Genomic DNA, 20,982 nt, shown 5'->3' on the forward strand with positions numbered 1-20,982 from the left:
TTTGCGGGGGGCGCGGACCACGCGGTGGGCCCGCCCGGCGGCTAGGAGGGCCTGGCCATGGCCTTGACGAAGGCGCGCTCGACGTCGGCGGCGGAGAGGACGCCGTAGATCTCGCCGGTCTCCTCGACCACCAGGTACTCGGTGGCGGGGTGGGCGCGCAGTGCCTCCAGGAGGTCCTCGCCGGCCAGCTCGGCGGAGACCCGCATGCCGTCGGTGAGTTCCTGGGCGAGGCCGCTGACGGCGACCCAGGGGCGGCGGTGCTCGGGGACGCCGACGATGGCGGCCTCGCGGACCAGGGAGATCGGGGTGCCGTCGGCGTCGACGACGACCAGGGCGCGGGCGCCGGCCTCGTTGGCGCGGCGCAGGGCCTCGGAGAGGGGGGTGTCGGTCGGCACGGGCACCGCGCGGCGGGTGAGGGTGCGGGCGCGCAGCTCGGGGAGGTGTTCGCGGAGCCGGGCGACGCGGAGGCTGTTGCCGGCGCCGGTCCAGATGATCGCTGCGAGGATCGCGGCGAGCAGGGCGTCCATGACGGTGTCCATGCCGACGTTGTCGACGGCGTCGGAGCCGAGGAGGCCGGACTGGGTGAGCAGCGGCAGGCCGATCAGGACGGAGACGGCGAGGGCGCGGCCGACCCAGGCGGCGGCGATGGTGCCGCTCATCGGTTTGCCGGTGATCTTCCAGACGACGGCGCGGAGCATCCGGCCGCCGTCCAGCGGGAGGCCGGGCAGGAGGTTGAAGACGGCCACGATGAGGTTGGAGATCATCAGGCCGGCCAACAGGACGCCGGGGACCGTGCCGGGTTCGACGGCCAGCATGGCGACGTAGAAGACGCCGGCGAGGACCAGGGAGAGCAGTGGGCCGACGAAGGCGAGCACGAACTCCCGGCCGGGGGTCTCGGCCTCCTTCTCGATCTCCGAGACGCCGCCGAAGAACTGGAGCTGGATGCGGCGGACCGGGAGTTTGAAGCGGATCGCGGCGACCGTGTGGGCCAGCTCGTGGACGAGGACGGAGGCGTAGAAGGCGACCGCGAAGAACAGGGAGACCAGGTAGCGGGCGGCGCCGAGCTCGGGCAGGACGCGGTCCAGCTGGCCGCCGAAGACCCAGGTGATCAGGGCGGCGACGAGGAACCAGCTGGGCGCGACGTACACGGGGACGCCGAACAGCCGGCCCATGAGCAGCCCGCCGCCGGGCTCGGGGCGCTCGGGTGCGGGGCCGTGGGTGCCGGAGTGGGCGTGGGCGCGCTCGTGGTCGTCGGCGGGTGCGGGGGCCTTGCCGAAGTCGGGGCCGCCGACGGGGCGGTCTTCGTGGCGCGCGCCGCCGGTCGCACGCTGCTCGCTGTCGGCGTCGGCGCTGGTGTCGGGAGCTGAGGCGCCGGTGTCCGGTTCCCGGGCGGCGTCGGCGGTGGCGTCGGCCGACTCCTCGGCGGAGCCGGAAGCCGGACCGGCGGGCGCGGCCTCGGGCTCCTCGTGCTTGTCGGTGCCGGGCTTCTCGGTGCCGGGCTTCTCGGTGCCGGGGTGGGGCGGCTCGGCCGTGGGGTGCTGTCGCGGCGGTGTCGTCGTCGCGTCGGAGGCCGGGTTCGTCGGTGCTGCGTGGTGTCCGGCCGGGTTGTCGTCGCCCGACCGCGGCTGCCCGCTCCCGCCGCTCTCGTCCACGGTGTCCCCTCGTTCGAAGCGTCGCCCCCCGCCTGCCGGGCGGAAGGTCTCGGGTCGATGGTATGCGTCCGCCGGGGCACCTTCCGCCCCGGCACCCCACTGTTGCCCCGGTGGTCGAGGGTCACACGACCGGGAGGGGGTCACTGTCAGTGGTGGGCCGTAAGGTCTGTTGGCATGGAGACGAGCACCGAGGGCGTGACGGAGGCCCGCAGCGACGGTACGGCCGAGGCCACGATCGTGGCGGGCGAGGCGGTGACCGCGACGGCGACGACGGCCGCGGCGGTGACCGCACCGGAGACCGAGGCCACCGCACCCGCGGCGATACCGCCCGCCTCGCTGTCCCCCTCGCGTGCGGGTGACTTCATGCAGTGTCCGCTGCTGTACCGGTTCCGGGTGATCGACCGGCTGCCCGAGAAGCCCAGCGAGGCGGCGACGAAGGGCACCCTGGTCCACGCGGTGCTGGAGCGTCTTTTCGACGCGCCGGCCGGGGAGCGGACCGCGCCGCGGGCCAAGTCGCTGATCCCGGGCCAGTGGGACCGGCTGCGGGAGTCGAAGCCGGAGCTGGCCGCGCTGTTCGCCGACGACCCGAAGGGCGCCCGTCTGGCGCGCTGGCTCGGGGAGGCGGAGCAGCTGGTGGAGCGCTGGTTCACGCTGGAGGACCCGAGCCGGCTGGAGCCGGCCGAGCGGGAGCTGTTCGTCGAGGCGGAGCTGGACTCGGGGCTGCGGCTGCGCGGGATCATCGACCGGGTCGACGTCGCGCCGACCGGCGAGGTGCGGATCGTCGACTACAAGACGGGCAAGGCCCCGCGTCCCGAGTACGCCGAGGGCGCGCTGTTCCAGATGAAGTTCTACGCGCTGGTCGTGTGGCGGCTGAAGGGGGTCGTCCCGCGCCGCCTCCAGCTGGTGTATCTGGGCAGCGGTGACGTGCTGACGTACGACCCTGTCCTCGCCGACCTGGAGCGTGTGGAGCGCAAGCTGCTCGCGCTGTGGGACGCGATCCGGCTGGCGACGGAGACGGGTGACTGGCGGCCGCGTCCCACCAAGCTGTGCGGCTGGTGTGATCACCAGGCGCACTGCCCGGAGTTCGGCGGCACTCCCCCGCCGTATCCGCTGGCGGTGCGGGCGTCCGGTTCCGGCGAGGGGTGAGCCGCCGTCCGGGGCGCCCCGGACGCGGAGCGGTGCGCGGGCGCAGGGCAGAATGGACCCGGACTAGCGAAGGAGACTTACGTGGCCATCCGCGTCCTACTGGTCGACGACCAGCCGCTGCTGCGTACGGGCTTCCGGATGATCCTGGAGGCCGAGCAGGACATCGCGGTCGTCGGCGAGGCCGGGGACGGGCTCCAGGCACTCGACCAGGTGCGGGCCCTGCAACCCGATGTGGTCCTGATGGACATCCGCATGCCGCGGATGGACGGCGTGGAGGCCACCCGGCAGATCACCGGTCCCGGGCGGGACGGCCCGGCGAAGGTGCTGGTGCTGACGACCTTCGACCTCGACGAGTACGTGGTGGAGGCGCTGCGGGCGGGGGCGAGCGGCTTCCTGCTGAAGGACGCGCCCGCGCACGAACTGGTGCAGGCGATCCGGGTGGTGGCCGCCGGTGAGGCCATGCTCGCCCCGAGCATCACGCGTCGGCTGCTCGACAAGTACGCCACGCATCTGCCGTCGGGCGACGAGCCGGTGCCGGACACGCTGAACACCCTCACGGACCGTGAGGTGGAGGTTCTGAAGCTGGTCGCGCGCGGTCTGTCGAACGCCGAGATCGCCGCCGACCTGTTCGTCAGCGAGACGACCGTGAAGACGCATGTCGGCCATGTCCTGACGAAGCTGGGGCTGCGCGACCGGGTGCAGGCCGCGGTGTACGCGTACGAGAGCGGGCTGGTGCGCCCGGGCGCGCAGTAGGGCCTGACGGAACGGCACGAGGGGCGGTCCCTCCTTCCCCGTGGGGTGAGGAGGGGCCGCCCCTCGTCGTGTCGGCGGGTCAGCTCTTGCTGAGCTCCCAGAACCGGAACACCGTGGAGGCGTCCAGGCAGTACTCCAGGCCGTACACGCCCTCGCGGGCGACCGCGTACTGCTTGGCCTGCCAGACGGGCAGCATGGGCAGTTCCTCGGCGACGATGTCCTGCAGCCGGCCGTAGTCGTTGTCCGTCGCAGCGCGGTCGGACTCGGCGGCGGTGCGCGGGATGAGCGTGCCGGTGATGGTGTTGTTGGCGTAGTTGTTGCCGAGCACGTTGCCCTCGCCGAAGAACGGGGCGGTGAAGTTGTCGGCGTCGGGGTAGTCGGGGACCCAGCCCTTGACGTAGACGCCGTACTTGCCGGCTTCGATGTCCTTCTCGTACTGGCCGAAGGCGACGGACTTCACCTGGGCGTCGAACAGGCCGCTGGCGTTGAGCTGGCCGGCGATGGCCTGCAACTCCTGGTCGGTGGCGGGGCCGTAGCGGGAGGGCGTCGACCAGAGGGTGAGCTTCACCTTGCCCTCGATGCCGTCGGCGCGCAGCGCGGCGGCCGCCTTGGCCTTGGAGGGGCTGGCGCCGTAGGTGTCGAAGAACGCCGTGTTGTGGCCGGTGATGCCGGCCGGGATGATCGAGTACAGCGGGGTCGCGGTGCCCTGGTAGACCTCGTCGATGAGGGCGTCGCGGTCGATGAGGTGGGCGATGGCCTTGCGGACCGAGAGCTTTCCGGCGACCGGGTCGTCCATGTTGAAGACGAGGTGCTGGACTTCGGCGCTGGTGCCCTCGACGATCTCGACGCCCGCGTCGGAGTCGGCCTTCTCGATGTCGGCGATGTCGCCGGCGCTCAGGCCTCGGTAGGCGATGTCTATCTCGTCGTCGAGCAGGGCCTGCTTCAGCGCGGTGCGGTCGCCGTGGAAGAACTTGAGGGTGATGCCGGAGTTGCTGACGTCGGCGTTGCCCTGGTAGTGCTCGTTGACGGAGAAGACGGCCTGGTCGTCGTCGAAGGAGTCCAGCTTGTAGGGGCCGGAGCCGACCGCTTCGCCGTCCTTGCGGAGCCCGGCGGCGTCGTAGGAGCGGTGGTTGACGATGGAGCCGGCACCGGAGGCGATCTTGCTCGGGAAGGTGGCGTCGGCGACCTTGAGCTTGAAGACCACGGTCTTGTCGTCCGGCGTCTCGACCGAGTCGAGCATCGGGAACATGATCGCCGGGCCGTCGGCGTCGTTGATCTTCAGCATGCGGTCGAAGGAGAACTTGACGTCCTGCGAGGTGAGCGAGTCACCGTTGCTGAACTTCAGGCCGTCCTTGAGCGTGCACTTGTACGTCTTGGTCGAGGTGTCGGTGAAGGTGCATTCCTCCGCCGCCTCGGGCTGCGGCTCGGTGCCTCCGTTGGGGAAGCTGAGCAGCGACTGGAAGACGTTGTTGAACAACAGCCAGGAGCCGGGGTCGTAGCCGGAGGCGGGGTCCGTGGCCAGGACGTCGTCGGACATCCCCATGACGATGGAGGAGCCGTTGTCCCCGGCGTCACCGTCTTCCGACCCGCATCCGGTCAGCAGGCCGGAGGCCAGGCCCGCGGCGAGGGGCAGGACCGGCCACTGCTTGCGCATGTTCACTGCGTGTGCCTTACGTCGTTCTCTGGTTCCTGGGCGACCGTGCGGCGCCCGACGAGTGAAGTGGTGTCAGCCGCTCACACCGCGACCGAGCTCCCAGAGCTGGAGGGTCGAGGAGGAGTTGAGCGCGTAGGCGGTCCCGGTGATGTCGTCGCGGGCGGCGACGTACTGCTTGCCCTGCCACAGCGGGAGTACGGGGACGTCCTCGGCGACGATGTCCTGGATCTGCGTCAGGCTGTCGGCGGCGGAGAGCCGGTCGGCCTCGCGGCGGGACTGCGGGATCAGGCTGTTGCGGATCTGGCTGTTCGCGTACGGCGAGCCGAGGAAGTTGTCCTTGTCGAGGAACGGCGCGAGGTAGTTGTCGGCGTCCGGGAAGTCCGGGAACCAGCCCATGCCGTAGACGTCGTACTCGCCCTTCTGCTCGGCGGGGCGGAACGTCGACCAGGGCGTGCCCTTGATGTCGACGTCGAACAGGCCGCTGTCGTTGAGCTGCTCACGCAGCAGCTCGAACTCCTTCTTCGTGGCCGCGCCGTAGTGGTCGGTCGTGTAGTGCAGGGTCAGCTTCACCGGGGTGGTGATGTCGGCCTTGGCGAGGATGTTGCGGGCCTTGGCGACGCTGGGGTCCTGGTAGCGGTTGAAGAACGAGTTGGAGTGGCCGGTGATGGTGGCCGGGACCAGCGAGTACAGCGGTTCGGCCTGGGAGCCGTAGACCTCGGAGACGATCTCGCCGCGGTTGACGAGCTGGGCCATGGCCTGGCGGACGGCCTTGGTGCGGACGGTCGGGGCGTCGGTGTTGAAGGCCAGGTAGCGGATCTCCAGGCCGGGCATGTCGACGAGGTCGACGCCGTCGGGGGCGTCGGTGGTCAGCTGCTCGATCTGCTCGGGCGTCATGGTGCGCGTCATCAGGTCGATGTCGCCCTGTTCGACGGCGTCGGCCATGTCGGCGGCGTCCGTGTAGGAGACCAGCTCGACCTTGTCGTTGTTCACCTTCAAGGTGCCCTTGTAGTCGGGGTTCTTGGTGAACACGGCCTTGACCAGCTCGCCGTCCTTCTCCTCGGACTGCAGGGTGTACGGGCCGGAGCCGTCCACGGCGAAGCCGTCGCGCAGCTTGTCCTTGGCGTAGTCGTCGGGGTTGACGATGCCGGCGACCGGGGTGGACAGCTTGAACGGGAAGGTCGCGTCGGCGGTCTTGAGGTGGAAGACGACCTCGCGGTCGCCCTGCGTCTCGACGGTGTCGATGGTGGACAGCAGGGCGAAGACACCGCTGTCGGCCTTGATGGCGCGGGCGCGGTCGATGGAGTACTTCACGTCGGCCGCGGTGATGGGATCGCCGTTCGCGAAGGTCAGGTCGTCGCGCAGCCGGCAGACGTAGCGTTCGTTGCCGGTGTCGGTGAATCCGCAGCTCTCGGCGGCCTCGGGGACCGGTTCGCCCTCGCCGCGGGGCTGGATCATCAGGGTCTGCACGGTCTGACGCAGGACGTTCCAGGTGCCGACGTCGTAGGCGTAGGCGGGGTCGAGGGGCGCGGGAGCGTCCTTCGAGGCGATGAACCGGTCGGTGGTGCCGACGACGATGGCGTCCCCGCCGCCGCTCCCGCTGTCGGATCCGCCGCAGGCGGCCAGCGCGGGTGCGAGCAGGCCGACCACGGCCGGCAGCACCAAAGTCTTGCGGTTCATGCTCGAGTTTCTCCAGAGCTGTCGAGTCCGTGTATCCGGCATGCGGGGGTGTCGCAGCGGATCACGGGAGCAGGGGGGGTGATGTTCTCGCGTCGAGATTAGTGCGCGCCCGCACCGGGGTTGACAGCCACTGGAGTTGAACGTCCATCACGGAGCGAAACCGGGCGTGGACGCACCGAAAACCCGACAGGGGAAGGATTCGTGCAGCGTCTCACCAATCGGGACACAAGGGCACGGCGGAATCCGCAGGAAGGGGGCAAGGAGCAGCCCCTGGGCAGGCTGTCGAGACCCACCGGCGTGACGAACGTCATACCCTCGACGGGGAGGGGGACGCACTGGAATTCGGCCACGGGGAGCGATTCGAATTCCCTTGTGGGCGCGTCGGTGAATTCGAGGCCTATCGCCGCTGCACGGTGGGTGAAGACCTAGGGCATTTCCGTCATCAGGCCGCGCAGAAAAGCGAGGTCGACCTCTTCGAGGGAGGTCACCACGGTGCGCCGGGCGGCGGGGGCGATGGGGGCGACGGACGGCACCGCGACCACCCGGCAGCCGGCGGCCTCGGCCGCGGCCACACCGGTCGCCGTGTCCTCGACGACCGCGCACCTGGAGGGTTCGGCGCCGAGTCCGGCGGCGGCCAGCAGATACGGGTCGGGGTGCGGCTTGGTGCGCGGCACCTCGTCACCGGCGACGGTCAGGGTGAAGTGCTGGGGGCCGAGGGTGGTGAGCACCCGGTCGATGATGCGCCGGTGAGAGGCGGAGACCAGGGCCGTGGGGATCTCGTGCGCGGCCAGTTCGGCGAGCAGCCGGGTGGCTCCCGGCATCAGCGGCAGCGTCCGGTCGATGCGGTCCTCGAACCCCTGGTTGAGCAGGACGGTCAGTTCGGCGAGGGTGATGTCCGCGCCGGTCGCCTCGATGAGGAACCCCGCGCTGCGGCTCATGGGGCCGCCGACGACGACATGGCGCCAGGAGTCGTCGAGGGCGTGTCCGAGGCCGGCGAAGACCTCGACCTCGACGTCCCACCAGAAGCCCTCGGTGTCCACCAGGGTGCCGTCCATGTCGAGGAGCACGGCCTGCAGGGCGGAGCCTTCGGCCGTACGGGTGCCGAGCGCGGGGACGGTGGTCGTCATCCGGCGTACCTCCTTGAGGGACGACCAGGCCGGTTCCCGCGCGGGGAACCGGCCTGCAGTGGACCGACCAGTGTACGACTCCGGCAGGGGAATCGCCTCGTTTGAACGTCGGACGGCGGGGCACTCCGCGAGGACCGCCGGGGGTCGGTGTCCCGTGCGGTCCTCGCGGGGTGTGCCGGGTGGGGCCCGGCGCCGTGCTCAGCGGGCGTTGAAGTACTTGGCCTCGGGGTGGTGGATGACGATCGCGTCCGTGGACTGCTCGGGGTGGAGCTGGAACTCCTCGGACAGCTGGACGCCGATGCGCTCCGGCTGGAGCAGGTCCGCGATCTTGCCGCGGTCCTCCAGGTTCGGGCAGGCGCCGTAGCCGAGGGAGAAGCGGGCGCCGCGGTACTTCAGGGCGAACATGTCCTCGATGGCGGCCGGGTCCTCACCGGCGAAGCCCAGCTCGGAGCGGACCCGGGCGTGCCAGTACTCGGCGAGCGCCTCGGCCAACTGGACGGACAGGCCGTGCAGTTCGAGGTAGTCGCGGTAGGAGTCGGACGCGAAGAGCTTCGCGGTCTCCTCGCCGATGCGGGAGCCGACGGTGACGACCTGGAGGCCGACGACGTCCGTCTCGCCGGACTCCTCCGGGCGGAAGAAGTCGGCGAGGCACAGCCGGCGGCCGCGGCGCTGGCGCGGGAAGGTGAACCGGGTGCGCTCGTTGCCGGCCTCGTCCAGGATGATCAGGTCGTCGTCCTTGGAGACGCACGGGAAGTAGCCGTAGACGACGGCCGCCTCCAGGAGGTTCTCCGTCTGGAGCTTGTCCAGCAGGCCGCGCAGCCGCGGCCGGCCGTCGGTCTCGACCAGTTCCTCGTACGTCGGTCCCTCGCCGGTGCGGGCCTGCTTCAGGCCCCACTGGCCCTTGAACAGCGCGCCCTCGTCCAGCCAGGAGGCGTACTCCTTGAGCTGGATGCCCTTGACGACGCGGGTGCCCCAGAACGGCGGCGTCGGCACCGGGTTGTCGGTGGCGACGTCGGAGCGGACGTGCCCCTCCTCCGGGCGCTCCTCGACCTCGACTGCGGCGGCCCGCACCCGGCGCTGGCGCAGCTCGGGCAGCTTGGCGCCGGGCACGCCCCGCTTGACGCCGATGAGGGCGTCCATCAGGCGCAGGCCCTCGAACGCGTCGCGGGCGTAGCGGACTTCGCCCTCGTAGATCTCGTGCAGGTCCTGCTCGACGTAGGCGCGGGTGAGGGCGGCGCCGCCGAGGATGACGGGGTAGGAGGCGGCGAGGCCGCGGGTGTTCAGTTCCTCCAGGTTCTCCTTCATGATCACGGTGGACTTGACCAGGAGGCCGGACATGCCGATGACGTCGGCCCGGTGTTCCTCGGCGGCGTCCAGGATCGCGGAGACCGGCTGCTTGATGCCGAGGTTGACGACGTTGTAGCCGTTGTTGGAGAGGATGATGTCGACGAGGTTCTTGCCGATGTCGTGGACGTCGCCGCGCACGGTGGCGAGGACGATGGTGCCCTTGCCCGCCTCGTCGGTCTTCTCCATGTGCGGCTCCAGGTGGGCCACGGCGGTCTTCATGACCTCCGCGGACTGGAGCACGAACGGCAGCTGCATCTGGCCGGAGCCGAACAGCTCGCCGACCACCTTCATGCCGTCCAGCAGGGTCTCGTTGACGATGTCGAGGGCGGGGCGTTCCTTCAGCGCCTCGTCGAGGTCGGCTTCGAGGCCGTTGCGCTCGCCGTCGATGATGCGGCGCTTGAGGCGCTCGTCCAGCGGCAGCGCGGCCAGTTCCTCGGCCTTGCCGGCCTTCAGCGACTTGGCGGTGGCGCCCTCGAAGAGCTGCATCAGCTTCTGCAGCGGGTCGTAGCCCTCGCCGCGGCGGTCGTAGATGAGGTCGAGGGCGGTGTTCACCTGCTCCTCGTCGAAGCGGGCGATCGGCAGGATCTTGGACGCGTGGACGATCGCGGAGTCCAGGCCGGCCTTGACGCACTCGTCGAGGAAGACGGAGTTCAGCAGGATGCGGGCGGCCGGGTTCAGGCCGAAGGAGATGTTCGACAGGCCCAGGGTGGTCTGCACCTTGGGGTGGCGGCGCTTGAGTTCGCGGATCGCCTCGATGGTGGCGAGGCCGTCCTTGCGGGACTCCTCCTGGCCGGTACAGATGGTGAAGGTCAGGGTGTCGATGAGGATGTCCTCCTCACGGATGCCCCAGTTGCCGGTCAGGTCGTCGATGAGCCGTTCGGCGATCTCGACCTTCTTCTCCGGCGTGCGGGCCTGGCCTTCCTCGTCGATCGTGAGCGCGATCAGGGCGGCGCCGTGCTCGCGGGCGAGCTGGGTGACGCGCGCGAAGCGGGACTCGGGGCCGTCGCCGTCCTCGTAGTTCACGGAGTTGATCACCGCGCGGCCACCGAGCTTCTCCAGGCCGGCCTGGATGACGTCGACCTCGGTGGAGTCCAGCACGATGGGCAGCGTGGAGGCGGTGGCGAAGCGGCCGGCCAGCTCCTCCATGTCGGCGACGCCGTCGCGGCCGACGTAGTCCACGCACAGGTCGAGCATGTGGGCGCCCTCGCGGATCTGCTCCCGGGCCATCTCCACGCAGTCGTCCCAGCGGGCCTCCAGCATGGCCTCGCGGAACTTCTTGGAGCCGTTGGCGTTGGTGCGCTCGCCGATGGCCAGGTAGGAGGTGTCCTGTCGGAACGGCACCGACTGGTAGAGGGAGGCGGCGCCCGGCTCGGGGCGGGGGTCGCGCTCGGCCGGGGTGAGGTCGCGGACCCGCTCGACCACCTGGCGCAGGTGTTCCGGGGTCGTGCCGCAGCAGCCGCCGACGAGGGACAGGCCGTAGTCGCGGACGAAGTTCTCCTGCGCGTCGGCCAGCTCGGGCGCGCTCAGCGGGTAGTAGGCCCCGTCCTTGGTCAGCTCCGGCAGGCCGGCGTTGGGCATGGCGGACAGCGGGACGCGGGCGTGCCGGGACAGATGGCGCAGGTGCTCGCTCATCTCGGCGGGGCCGGTCGCGCAGTTCAGGCCGATCATGTCGATGCCGAGCGGTTCCAGCGCGGTCAGCGCGGCACCGATCTCCGAGCCGAGCAGCATGGTGCCGGTGGTCTCGACGGTCACCGAGACGATCAGCGGTACGTCGTACCCGGCGGTCTCCATCGCGCGGCGGGCGGCGATGACCGAGGCCTTGGTCTGGAGGAGGTCCTGGGTGGTCTCGACGATCAGGGCGTCGGCGCCGCCGGCGAGCAGGCCCTCGGCGTTCTGCTGGTAGGCGTCGCGGATCGCGCGGAAGGTGGTGTGGCCGAGGGTGGGCAGCTTGGTGCCGGGGCCCATGGAGCCGAGCACCCAGCGCTGCCGGCCGTCGCGGGCGGTGTACTCGTCGGCGGCCTCGCGGGCGATCCGGGCACCCGCCTCGGACAGTTCCAGCACCCGTTCGGGGATGTCGTACTCCGCCATCGCGGTGAGGTTGGCGCCGAAGGTGTTGGTCTCGACGCAGTCGACGCCGGCCGCGAAGTAGGCGTCGTGGACGTGGCGGACGATGTCGGGCCGGGTGACGTTCAGGACCTCGTTGCAGCCCTCGAGGTTCTGGAAGTCCTCGAGGGTGGGTTCCTGGGCCTGGAGCATCGTGCCCATCGCTCCGTCGGCGACCACCACACGGGTGGCGAGCGCCTGTCGGAGCGCGGACGCACGGGTCCGGCTGTCGGCGGAAGGGGTCGGCGGCAACGAGGCCATGTAGGGGCTCCCTGAGATGCGACGGCTGTCGGCTTTGCGTCACCTCGGGCACGGTCGGGGACCGTCCCGGGGCGGGCGCACGTCGTCAGGGTAACCGGCGTCCGGGGCCTAAGGTCAGGGGCGTCCACGAGGCGGACGAAGATGTCGTGCCGGGAAGCCGACGGGAGCTTCTACCGATGACTTTCGGCCACCGCCGGTGGACGCGGGGCGAACAACTGCCGACCGACCATTAGCGAGAGGTCGGCATCGACCGGTAGTGTTCGACAATGCCGAACGGCGGCAGCGACGTCGGCTCGACGGTCGAGGGAGACGGAGGCAGGACGGCGATGGCACGGAACATCCAGTCGCTCGAGCGGGCGGCCGCGATGCTGCGCCTGCTCGCGGGCGGGGAACGACGGCTCGGCCTGTCGGACATCGCCTCGTCCCTGGGCCTCGCCAAGGGCACCGCGCACGGGATCCTGCGCACCCTCCAGCAGGAGGGCTTCGTCGAGCAGGACGACGCCTCCGGGCGCTACCAGCTGGGCGCGGAGCTGCTGCGACTGGGCACCACCTATCTCGACGTGCACGAGCTGCGGGCCCGGGCCCTGGTGTGGACCGACGACCTGGCCCGCGCCAGCGGCGAGAGCGTCCATCTGGGTGTGCTGCACCAGCAGGGCGTGCTGATCGTCCACCATGTCTTCCGCCCCGACGACAGCCGGCAGGTGCTGGAGATCGGCGCCATGCAGCCGCTGCACTGCACGGCGCTCGGCAAGGTGCTGTCCGCCTACGACCCGGTCGCCCACAGCGAGGCCGTCGAGGCCGACCGCAAGGCCTTCACCGACCGCACCGTCTGCGATCTGGAGCCCTTCGAGCAGATCCTCGACTTCACCCGGGCACGCGGCTACGCGGCCGACGTGGAGGAGACCTGGGAGGGCGTGGCGTCCATCGCCGCCCCGATCCACGACCGGCGGCGGATGCCGGTCGGCGCGGTCGGCATCACCGGGGCCGTGGAACGCGTCTGCCGGGACGGCGAGCTGCGTCCCGAGCTGATCGCCGCGGTACGGGACTGTGCCCGCGCGGTGTCGCGGGACCTGGGCGCGGGGCGCTTCTGAGGCACGCGGCGGCCTGACGGCCGTACCGACTCGACACATGAACACCGGGACGCCGAAGCGGCGTTCCGGTGATCGCCGTACCCTGAGACCGGACATTTCCGGCAAACCATACCCAGAGCGGCACTGAAGATCGATAACTCATCGCGATCAATAACGATCGTATTTTCGATATCGGAACCCTTGACGCACGCCTGACGCCGGAGAAAGACTCCCGTCCATCGGTCGGCATTGTCGAACACCTACCGGCAATACGCGCTAGAGTGTGACAACGCCAAGGGCCGGCCATCGCTCTCACCCCCGAGGGCGCGGAACCTCCGTTGGGACACGGGGTTCGGCTTCCCCTGGACGAAGGACAAAGGAGTCGCGGGTGTCCAGCTCCGACATCTTCATCGGCGAGACCATCGGTACCGCCATACTCATCCTGCTCGGCGCCGGCGTTGTGGCCGCCGTCGTGCTCAAGGCCTCCAAGGCCCAGAACGCCGGTTGGCTCGCCATCACCTTCGGGTGGGGCTTCGCCGTCCTCACGGCCGTCTACACCACGGCGCCCCTGTCCGGCGCCCACCTGAACCCGGCCGTGACGCTCGCCATCGCCATCAAGGACGGCGACTGGAGCAACGTTCCGACCTACTGGGCGGGACAGCTGCTGGGCGCCATGATCGGTGCCACGCTCGCCTGGGTCGCCTACTACGGCCAGTTCCGGGCCCACCTCACGGACCCCGAGATCGTCGGGGACCCGGGCACCGAGGCCGGCAAGGCCATCGAGGCGAGAGAGGCCCAGGCGGGCCCCGTCCTCGGCGTCTTCTCCACCGGACCGGAGATCCGGAACGTGGCGCAGAACCTGGCCACCGAGATCATCGGAACGTTCGTGCTCGTCATCGCGGTCCTCACCCAGGGCCTCAACGACAACGGCAACGGCCTCGGCATCCTCGGCGCTCTGATCACCGCGCTCGTCGTGGTCGGCATCGGTCTCTCGCTCGGCGGTCCGACCGGATACGCCATCAACCCGGCGCGTGACCTCGGCCCGCGCATCGTGCACGCGCTGCTTCCCCTGCCCAACAAGGGCGGCTCCGACTGGGGCTACGCCTGGATCCCGGTCGTCGGACCGCTGATCGGCGGCGCACTCGCGGCAGGCCTCTACAAGCTGGCTTTCGCCTAGACCTTCCGCTAAAGCATCAGCGCACACCTCCAGTCCGTTTCCGTGAAACATCAGGAGCACACCGTGACCGACGCGCACACCGCCGGCCCGTTCATCGCCGCCATCGACCAAGGCACCACCTCCAGCCGCTGCATCGTCTTCGACCGGGACGGCCGGATCGTCTCCGTCGACCAGAAGGAGCACGAGCAGATCTTCCCCAAGCCGGGCTGGGTCGAGCACGACGCCACCGAGATCTGGACCAACGTCCAGGAAGTCGTCGCCGGGGCCATCGAGAAGGCCGGCATCACCCGCGAAGACATCAAGGCCATCGGCATCACCAACCAGCGCGAGACCACCGTGCTGTGGGACAAGAACACCGGTGAGCCCGTCCACAACGCCCTCGTCTGGCAGGACACCCGCACCGACGCGCTCTGCAAGGAGCTCGGCCGCAACGTCGGCCAGGACCGTTTCCGCCGTGAGACGGGCCTGCCGCTCGCGTCCTACTTCTCCGGCCCGAAGGCCCGCTGGCTGCTCGACAACGTCGAGGGCCTGCGGGAGCGCGCCGAGGCCGGCGACATCCTCTTCGGCACCATGGACACCTGGGTCATCTGGAACCTGACCGGCGGTGTCAACGGCGGCAAGCACGTCACCGACGTGACCAACGCGTCCCGCACCATGCTGATGAACCTGCACACCACGGAGTGGGACGAGAAGATCGCCGAGTCCATCGGCGTCCCGCTGGCGATCCTGCCGGAGATCCGCTCCTCCGCCGAGGTCTACGGCGAGGTCACCGGCGGCAAGCTGGGCGACGTGCTCGGCGGCATCCCGGTCGCCTCGGCGCTCGGCGACCAGCAGGCGGCCCTGTTCGGCCAGACCTGCTTCTCCGAGGGCGAGACCAAGTCCACCTACGGCACCGGCACCTTCATGGTGATGAACACCGGTGACAAGATCATCAACTCCTACGCGGGCCTGCTGACCACGGTCGGCTACAAGATCGGCGACCAGCCGACGGTGTACGCGCTGGAGGGCTCGATCGCCGTCACCGGCTCCCTGGTGCAGTGGATGCGCGACCAGATGGGCCTGATCTCCACCGCGGCCGAGATCGAGACGCTCGCGCTCTCGGTCGAGGACAACGGCGGCGCCTACTTCGTGCCGGCCTTCTCCGGCCTGTTCGCCCCGCACTGGCGTTCCGACGCCCGCGGTGTGATCGCCGGTCTGACCCGGTACGTCACCAAGGCGCACCTGGCGCGCGCCGTCCTGGAGGCGACCGCCTGGCAGACCCGGGAGATCGCCGACGCGATGGTCAAGGACTCCGGCGACGAGCTGGTGGCCCTGAAGGTCGACGGCGGCATGACCTCCAACAACCTCCTGATGCAGACGCTCTCGGACGTCCTGGACGCACCGGTGGTGCGCCCGATGGTCGCCGAGACCACCTGCCTCGGCGCCGCCTACGCCGCCGGCCTCGCCGTCGGCTTCTGGTCCAGCACCGACGAACTGCGCGCCAACTGGCGCCGGGCCGCCGAATGGACCCCCCACATGGACGCGGAGACCCGTGACCGTGAGTACAAGAACTGGCTCAAGGCCGTCGACCGGACCATGGGCTGGATCGACGACGACGACGAAAGCTGACCGAAGCCTGCGGGGAGCTCAGCGGCGAGCTCCCCGCCGAGCTCGGCCACATCGTCCCGATGAGGAGTAAGAACCCCAAATGACCAGTCAGACCACCCTGCAGTCCGTGCCTGCCCTCGGGACGCGCCCGGCCTCCGGCTCGAACCCGAGCCGCGCCGAGACCCGGGAGCAGCTCTCCAAGGCGTCGTACGACCTTCTCGTGATCGGCGGCGGCATCCTGGGCATCTCCACCGCCTGGCACGCCGCGCAGGCCGGGCTCAGGGTGGCTCTGGTCGACGCCGGCGACTGGGCCGGCGCCACCTCCTCCGCCTCCTCCAAGCTGCTCCACGGCGGCCTGCGCTACCTGCAGACCGGCGCGGTGAAGCTGGTGGCGGAGAACCACTTCGAGCGCCGTGCGGTGTCCCGTCAGGTGGCCCCCCACCTGGCGAACCCGCTCACGTTCTACCTCCCCGTGTACAAGGGCGGGCCGCACGGCGCGGCGAAGCTCGGCGCGGGAGTGTTCGCGTACTCGATGCTGTCGGCCTTCGGCGACGGTGTCGGTCACCTGCTCTCCCCCGCCAAGGCGCAGGCGGACGTTCCCGAGCTGCGCACCGAGAACCTGAAGGCCGTGGCCGTGTACGGCGACGACCAGATGAACGACGCCCGCATGGCGCTGATGACGGTCCGCGCGGCCACCGAGGCGGGTGCGGTCGTCCTCAACCACGCCGAGGTCACCGGCCTGCGCTTCACCAAGGGCCGGGTGACCGGTGCCGAGCTGCGCGACCGGCTCTCCGGCGACGAGTTCGGCGTCAGCGCCCGGCTCGTGCTGAACGCGACCGGCCCGTGGGTCGACCACCTGCGCCGTATGGAGGACCCGAATGCCGCGCCGTCGATCCGTCTGTCGAAGGGCGCGCATCTGGTCCTGAAGCGCACCTCCCCGTGGAAGGCGGCGCTGGCCACCCCGATCGACAAGTACCGCATCACCTTCGCCCTCCCCTGGGAGGACATGCTGCTGCTGGGCACCACGGACGAGGAGTTCGAGGGCGATCCGGCGGATGTCGCGGTCAACGACAAGGACATAGCGCAGATCCTCGACGAGGCCGCGTTCTCCATCCGCGACCAGCAGCTGGACCGGAGCCTGATCACCTACGCGTTCGCCGGTCTGCGGGTGCTGCCGGGCGGCCCCGGCGACACCGCGAAGGCCAAGCGCGAGACGGTGGTCACCGAGGGCAAGGGCGGCATGCTGTCCGTCGCGGGCGGCAAGTGGACGACCTTCCGCCACATCGGCCGTACGGTGATGCAGAAGCTGGAGTCGCTGCCGGGCCACCCGCTGGGCGAGGACTTCGAGCCGATCTCGTCGCTGCCGAAGAAGCTGCCGCTGCCGGGTGTCGCCAACCCGCGCGCGGTCGCCCACCGGCTGCTGACCGACGGCCCGGCGCCGGGCCCGCGGATGGCGGCGGACACCGCGAAGCACCTGGCCACCCACTACGGTTCGCTGGCCTTCGACATCGCCCGGCTCGCCAACGAGAGCCCCGAGCTGGCCGAGCGTGTCCACCCCGACGCCCCGGAGATCTGGGCGCAGGTGGTGTGGGCCCGTGACCACGAGTGGGCCGAGACGGCGGACGACGTGCTGCGCCGCCGCACCACGCTGACGATCCGCGGCCTGGCCACGGACGAGGTTCGGACGAAGGTCCAGGACCTGCTCGACGAGAAGTAGGCGTCGAGGAAGCAGATCTCGCGCGCCGGCTCTTCCCTGACCGCCCGCCGGCAGCCGCGGAACGGCCCCCTCCGCACTAGGGGGCCGGGCACAGGAAGGGGGTGGCTCCCCGCCGACGGAGCCACCCCCTTCGCCATGCCCGCACCCTCGCCGTGCCCTCGCCGTGCCTTCGCCGTCGAGGTCGCGCGGCGCGGCGGGGATCGCGGGGTGTTCCGGGTCGGCGAACGGGGCAGTGATCCGTTCACTCCCCCGTGCAAGGGGGCTGCGGGCGCCCTCGCCGAACGCCGTAAGGTTGGGACGTCAAGCGAGGGCACGTCGGAAGGAGGCACTGGGTGATCGAGCTCGAGGGGGTTCCCGAGCTGATCGACCCGGTCATGGTGGCCGCGTTCGAGGGCTGGAACGATGCCGGCGACGCCGCCTCCACCGCGGTCGCGCATCTCGAGAGGGAATGGAAGGGCGAGGTCTTCGCGGCGCTGGACGCCGAGGACTACTACGACTTCCAGGTCAACCGCCCCACGGTGTTCATGGACGGCGGCGTGCGGAAGATCACATGGCCGACGACCCGGTTGTCGGTGGTGCGGGTCGGCGGCGACAAGCCTCGTGACCTGGTGCTGGTCCGGGGTATCGAACCGTCCATGCGCTGGCGCTCGTTCTGCAACGAACTGCTCGGCTTCGCGCACGAACTGGGTGTGGAACTGGTGGTCATCCTGGGCGCGCTGCTCGGCGACACCCCGCACACCCGTCCGGTGCCGATCAGCGGGACCACGTCCGACCCGGACCTGGCCCGCCGGATGGACCTGGAGGAGACCAAGTACGAGGGTCCGACGGGCATCGTCGGCGTCCTCCAGGAGGCCTGCACGCACGCGGGCGTACCGGCGGTGTCGCTGTGGGCCGCCGTACCGCACTACGTGTCGCAGCCGCCGAACCCGAAGGCGACGCTGGCGCTGCTGAACCGGCTGGAAGATCTGATCGACGTGCGCATCCCGCTGGGCGAGCTGCCCGAGGACGCGCGCGCCTGGCAGGTCGGTGTGGACCAGCTGGCCGCCGAGGACAGCGAGGTCGCGGAGTACGTGCAGACGCTGGAGGAGGCCCGGGACACCGCCGAGCTGCCGGAGGCGTCGGGTGAGGCGATCGCCCGCGAGTTCGAGCGGTATCTGCGGCGCCGGGACGGCGGCCGGGACAATCCGGGGGACCGGACGCGCCCGCCGATGCCGCCGAAGCCGGGCACGGACGACGGGGAGTCGTCGGAGGACTGAGCCCTGTGCGGTGGGGCGGTGCGGGGCGTGGTCGTACGCCCCGCACCGCCCTTCGTCACACTCGGGGCACGGCCACCGTGTCGTAGTCGGTGTCGGGGGCCGGCGGGTCGATGTCGAACCGCGCGTTGGGCAGGTAGATCCGGTCGCCCCAGGCGGCGGCCGTCGTCGGGATGCGGAACCGGTCCGGGTCCGTGACGCGGGTGATCAGGGAGCCGCGGGTGCCGGACGAGTTCAGCCGGAAGACGTCGATCGCGTTCTGCCACTGCTGGACGACGTAGAGGGTGCGGCCGAGCAGCAGCAGGCCGTCGCCGTTCGGCAGCAGCGCGCCGCCGAGGTCGACGGCGCTCGCGCTGCCGGTGCGCGGGTCGACCCGCATGAGGCCGCCGCCGCCCGCGAAGGCGTTCACCACGAGCAGGGCGCTGCCGTCGGGGGTGCGTTCGATGCCGTTGGCGGTGAAGTCGGGGCCCTGCTCCCAGTCGCCACTCAGCGGCACGGTCTCCACGCCCTGCGGTGCGCCGTCGCGGCCGAGGTCGAGCCGGTAGAGCCGGGGCAGGAAGGAGTCGGTGAACCAGGCGGCACGCGGGGTCAGGACGACGTCGTTGACGAAGGCGCCGCCGACCTCGTGCACCTGCTCGATCTCGCCGGTGCGGGCGTCGACGGTGCGCAGATCGCCGCCGGCGCCGCCGGAGAGGAAGAGGCGGCCGTGCCGGTCGATCTTCAGGCCCACGACGGGTCGGTCCGGGCCGAGTCCGCGGTGGACGACGCGGCCGCGGCCGGTGGCGAGGCTCGCCCGGTAGACGTCGCCGTTGGCGAGCGAGCCGAACCAGGCGTACGGCTCCGAGCCGATGGCGATGCCCTCCGGCTGGAAGCCGTCGGGCAGCGGGAAGCGGGTGGGCCAGGTCGCCTGCCGGGCGTCGGCCGCGTGTGCGGTGCCGCCGAGCAGTGCCGCCCCGGTGAGGGCGGCGGTCGTGGTGAGCAGTCTGCGCCGTGCTAAGGAACGCTCCGTGGATGTCACTGCGTATGTCCTTCTGCGAGGGCCGACGCGAACGGCCGGCCGGACGGTGTTGGTTCCAGACGTGTCTCGTGTTGTTCCAGGCGTGCCGCGTGCTGTTTCCGGACGTGTGGCGTGCTGTTTCCGGACGTGTCGGTCCGGGGCGCCGCCTCCGGGTGGAGGGGGCGCCCCGGACCGTACGCGGCTGCTACAGGGCCACGCCGAGCAGGGCGTCGACCGCGCGGGTGACGACGCCGGGGGCGCCGGTGTCCTCGCCGCCCTGCTCGTGCTGGAGGGTGGCCCAGCGGTCGACGGCGGCCAGCGCGGCCGGGGCGTCGAGATCGTTGGCCAGGGCCTCGCGGATCTCCTCGACGAGGGTGTCGGCGCCCGGCCCGTCGGGCCGGGAGACGGCGGACCGCCAGAGCTCCAGCCGGGCCTCGGCGTCCCGCAGGACCTGGTCGGTCCACTCCCAGTCGGCTCGGTAGTGGTGGGCGAGCAGCGCGAGCCGGATGGCGGCCGGGTCGACACCGTCGCGGCGCAGCTGGGAGACGAAGACCAGGTTGCCCTTGGACTTGGACATCTTCTCGCCGTGCAGGGCGACCATGCCGGCGTGGACGTACGCCTTGGCCATGGGGAACTCGCCGGTCAGCACCTGGGCGTGGGAGGCGCCCATCTCGTGGTGCGGGAAGGCGAGGTCGGAGCCGCCGCCCTGGACGTCGAAGCCCATGCCGAGGTGGTCGAGGGCGATGGCGACGCACTCGATGTGCCAGCCGGGGCGGCCGCGGCCCAGCGAGCCGCCGTCCCAGCTCGGCTCGCCCTCGCGGGCGGCCATCCACAGCATCGGGTCGAGCGGGTTCTTCTTGCCCGGCCGGTCCGGGTCGCCGCCGCGCTCGGCGGAGAGCAGCCGCATCGCGGCGGCGTCCAGGTTGGAGACCTGGCCGAAGTGCGGGTCGGCCTCGACGGAGAAGTAGATGTCACCGTCCAGCTCGTAGGCGGCGCCCAGTTCGCGCAGGCGCTCCACCAGCGGCACGATGCCGGGTATCGCCTCGACCGCGCCGATGTAGTGCCGCGGCGGCAGCATCCGCAGGGCGGTCATGTCCTCGCGGAACAGGGCGGTCTCCCGCTCGGCGAGCGCCACCCAGTCGAGGTCGTCGCGCTGCGCCCGCTCCAGCAGCGGATCGTCGACGTCGGTGACGTTCTGGACGTAGTGGACCTGCCGCTTGGTGTCCAGCCACACGCGCTGGACGAGGTCGAACGCGTTGTAGGTCGCCGCGTGACCGATGTGGGTCGCGTCGTACGGGGTGATGCCGCAGACGTAGATACGGGCGACGGGACCGGGATCGAGGGTGACCAGAGCGCCGGTCGCGGTGTCGTGGATCCTCAGGTCGCGGCCCTGACCAGGCAGGGCGGGGACCTCGGAAGCGGGCCAGGCATGCATGCCTTGAGCCTAACCGGACTGGAGTT

The 20,982-nt window shown here is 70.7% G+C and carries 14 protein-coding genes; 7 read left to right on the forward strand and 7 right to left on the reverse strand.

Annotated elements, in window-relative coordinates:
* Positions 1–41 precede the first annotated feature (41 nt).
* Entirely contained in the window at positions 42–1,652 is a 1,611-nt protein-coding gene (locus tag AMK31_RS20690; RefSeq protein ID WP_073942068.1) for a site-2 protease family protein, read from the reverse strand.
* A gap of 174 nt (positions 1,653–1,826) precedes the next feature.
* On the opposite strand from AMK31_RS20690, the gene AMK31_RS20695 reads away from it, so the two are divergent.
* On the forward strand, positions 1,827–2,798 hold the full coding sequence (locus AMK31_RS20695) for a RecB family exonuclease (RefSeq protein ID WP_073942069.1): 972 nt from the start codon (positions 1,827–1,829) through the stop codon (positions 2,796–2,798).
* Between the two features lie 81 nt (positions 2,799–2,879).
* Positions 2,880–3,551, forward strand: a complete 672-nt coding sequence (locus AMK31_RS20700; protein WP_073942070.1) for a response regulator — start codon at positions 2,880–2,882, stop codon at positions 3,549–3,551.
* 79 nt (positions 3,552–3,630) lie between these two features.
* Here the strand turns inward: AMK31_RS20700 and AMK31_RS20705 are convergent, their stop codons facing one another.
* The 4 genes from AMK31_RS20705 to metH form a co-directional block, all read right to left on the reverse strand.
* Positions 3,631–5,211, reverse strand: coding sequence for an ABC transporter substrate-binding protein (locus AMK31_RS20705; RefSeq protein WP_073942071.1), 1,581 nt, complete (start codon positions 5,209–5,211; stop codon positions 3,631–3,633).
* Between the two features lie 66 nt (positions 5,212–5,277).
* The gene (locus AMK31_RS20710; protein ID WP_073942072.1) at positions 5,278–6,882 is read right to left on the reverse strand and encodes an ABC transporter substrate-binding protein; all 1,605 of its coding nucleotides are present in this window, start codon (positions 6,880–6,882) and stop codon (positions 5,278–5,280) included.
* A 425-nt stretch (positions 6,883–7,307) separates the two neighbouring features.
* Positions 7,308–8,009 (reverse strand): HAD family hydrolase, encoded by a 702-nt coding sequence (locus tag AMK31_RS20715; protein WP_073942073.1) that lies wholly within the window; start codon positions 8,007–8,009, stop codon positions 7,308–7,310.
* A gap of 198 nt (positions 8,010–8,207) precedes the next feature.
* Positions 8,208–11,720 carry a methionine synthase gene (gene metH / locus AMK31_RS20720; RefSeq protein ID WP_073942074.1) on the reverse strand — a complete coding sequence of 1,171 codons (3,513 nt, stop codon included), beginning with the start codon at positions 11,718–11,720 and terminating at the stop codon, positions 8,208–8,210.
* Positions 11,721–12,046: 326 nt separating this feature from the next.
* Here metH and AMK31_RS20725 point away from each other — a divergent pair, with 326 nt between their 5' ends.
* The 5 genes from AMK31_RS20725 to AMK31_RS20745 all read left to right on the forward strand — a co-directional run bounded on the left by AMK31_RS20725 (position 12,047) and on the right by AMK31_RS20745 (position 18,527).
* Positions 12,047–12,811, forward strand: a complete 765-nt coding sequence (locus tag AMK31_RS20725) for an IclR family transcriptional regulator (protein WP_073942419.1) — start codon at positions 12,047–12,049, stop codon at positions 12,809–12,811.
* 367 nt (positions 12,812–13,178) lie between these two features.
* Complete coding sequence (locus AMK31_RS20730) at positions 13,179–13,967, forward strand: MIP/aquaporin family protein (RefSeq protein ID WP_073942075.1); 789 nt, start codon at positions 13,179–13,181, stop codon at positions 13,965–13,967.
* Between the two features lie 63 nt (positions 13,968–14,030).
* On the forward strand, positions 14,031–15,575 hold the full coding sequence (gene glpK / locus AMK31_RS20735) for a glycerol kinase GlpK (RefSeq protein WP_073942076.1): 1,545 nt from the start codon (positions 14,031–14,033) through the stop codon (positions 15,573–15,575).
* Between the two features lie 79 nt (positions 15,576–15,654).
* Positions 15,655–17,271, forward strand: coding sequence for a glycerol-3-phosphate dehydrogenase/oxidase (locus AMK31_RS20740; protein ID WP_073942077.1), 1,617 nt, complete (start codon positions 15,655–15,657; stop codon positions 17,269–17,271).
* A 332-nt stretch (positions 17,272–17,603) separates the two neighbouring features.
* A complete protein-coding gene (locus AMK31_RS20745; RefSeq protein ID WP_073942078.1) occupies positions 17,604–18,527 on the forward strand; it encodes a PAC2 family protein in 924 nt (307 codons plus the stop codon).
* 55 nt (positions 18,528–18,582) lie between these two features.
* On the opposite strand, the gene AMK31_RS20750 is transcribed toward AMK31_RS20745, so the two are convergent.
* Both AMK31_RS20750 and mshC read right to left on the reverse strand, forming a co-directional pair.
* Positions 18,583–19,542, reverse strand: coding sequence for an SMP-30/gluconolactonase/LRE family protein (locus AMK31_RS20750; protein WP_073942079.1), 960 nt, complete (start codon positions 19,540–19,542; stop codon positions 18,583–18,585).
* Positions 19,543–19,726: 184 nt separating this feature from the next.
* Positions 19,727–20,956, reverse strand: coding sequence for a cysteine--1-D-myo-inosityl 2-amino-2-deoxy-alpha-D-glucopyranoside ligase (gene mshC, locus AMK31_RS20755; protein ID WP_073942080.1), 1,230 nt, complete (start codon positions 20,954–20,956; stop codon positions 19,727–19,729).
* Positions 20,957–20,982 lie beyond the last annotated feature (26 nt).

Origin of the sequence: Streptomyces sp. TSRI0107 (assembly GCF_001905845.1) — a bacterium.
Taxonomy (GTDB): domain Bacteria; phylum Actinomycetota; class Actinomycetes; order Streptomycetales; family Streptomycetaceae; genus Streptomyces.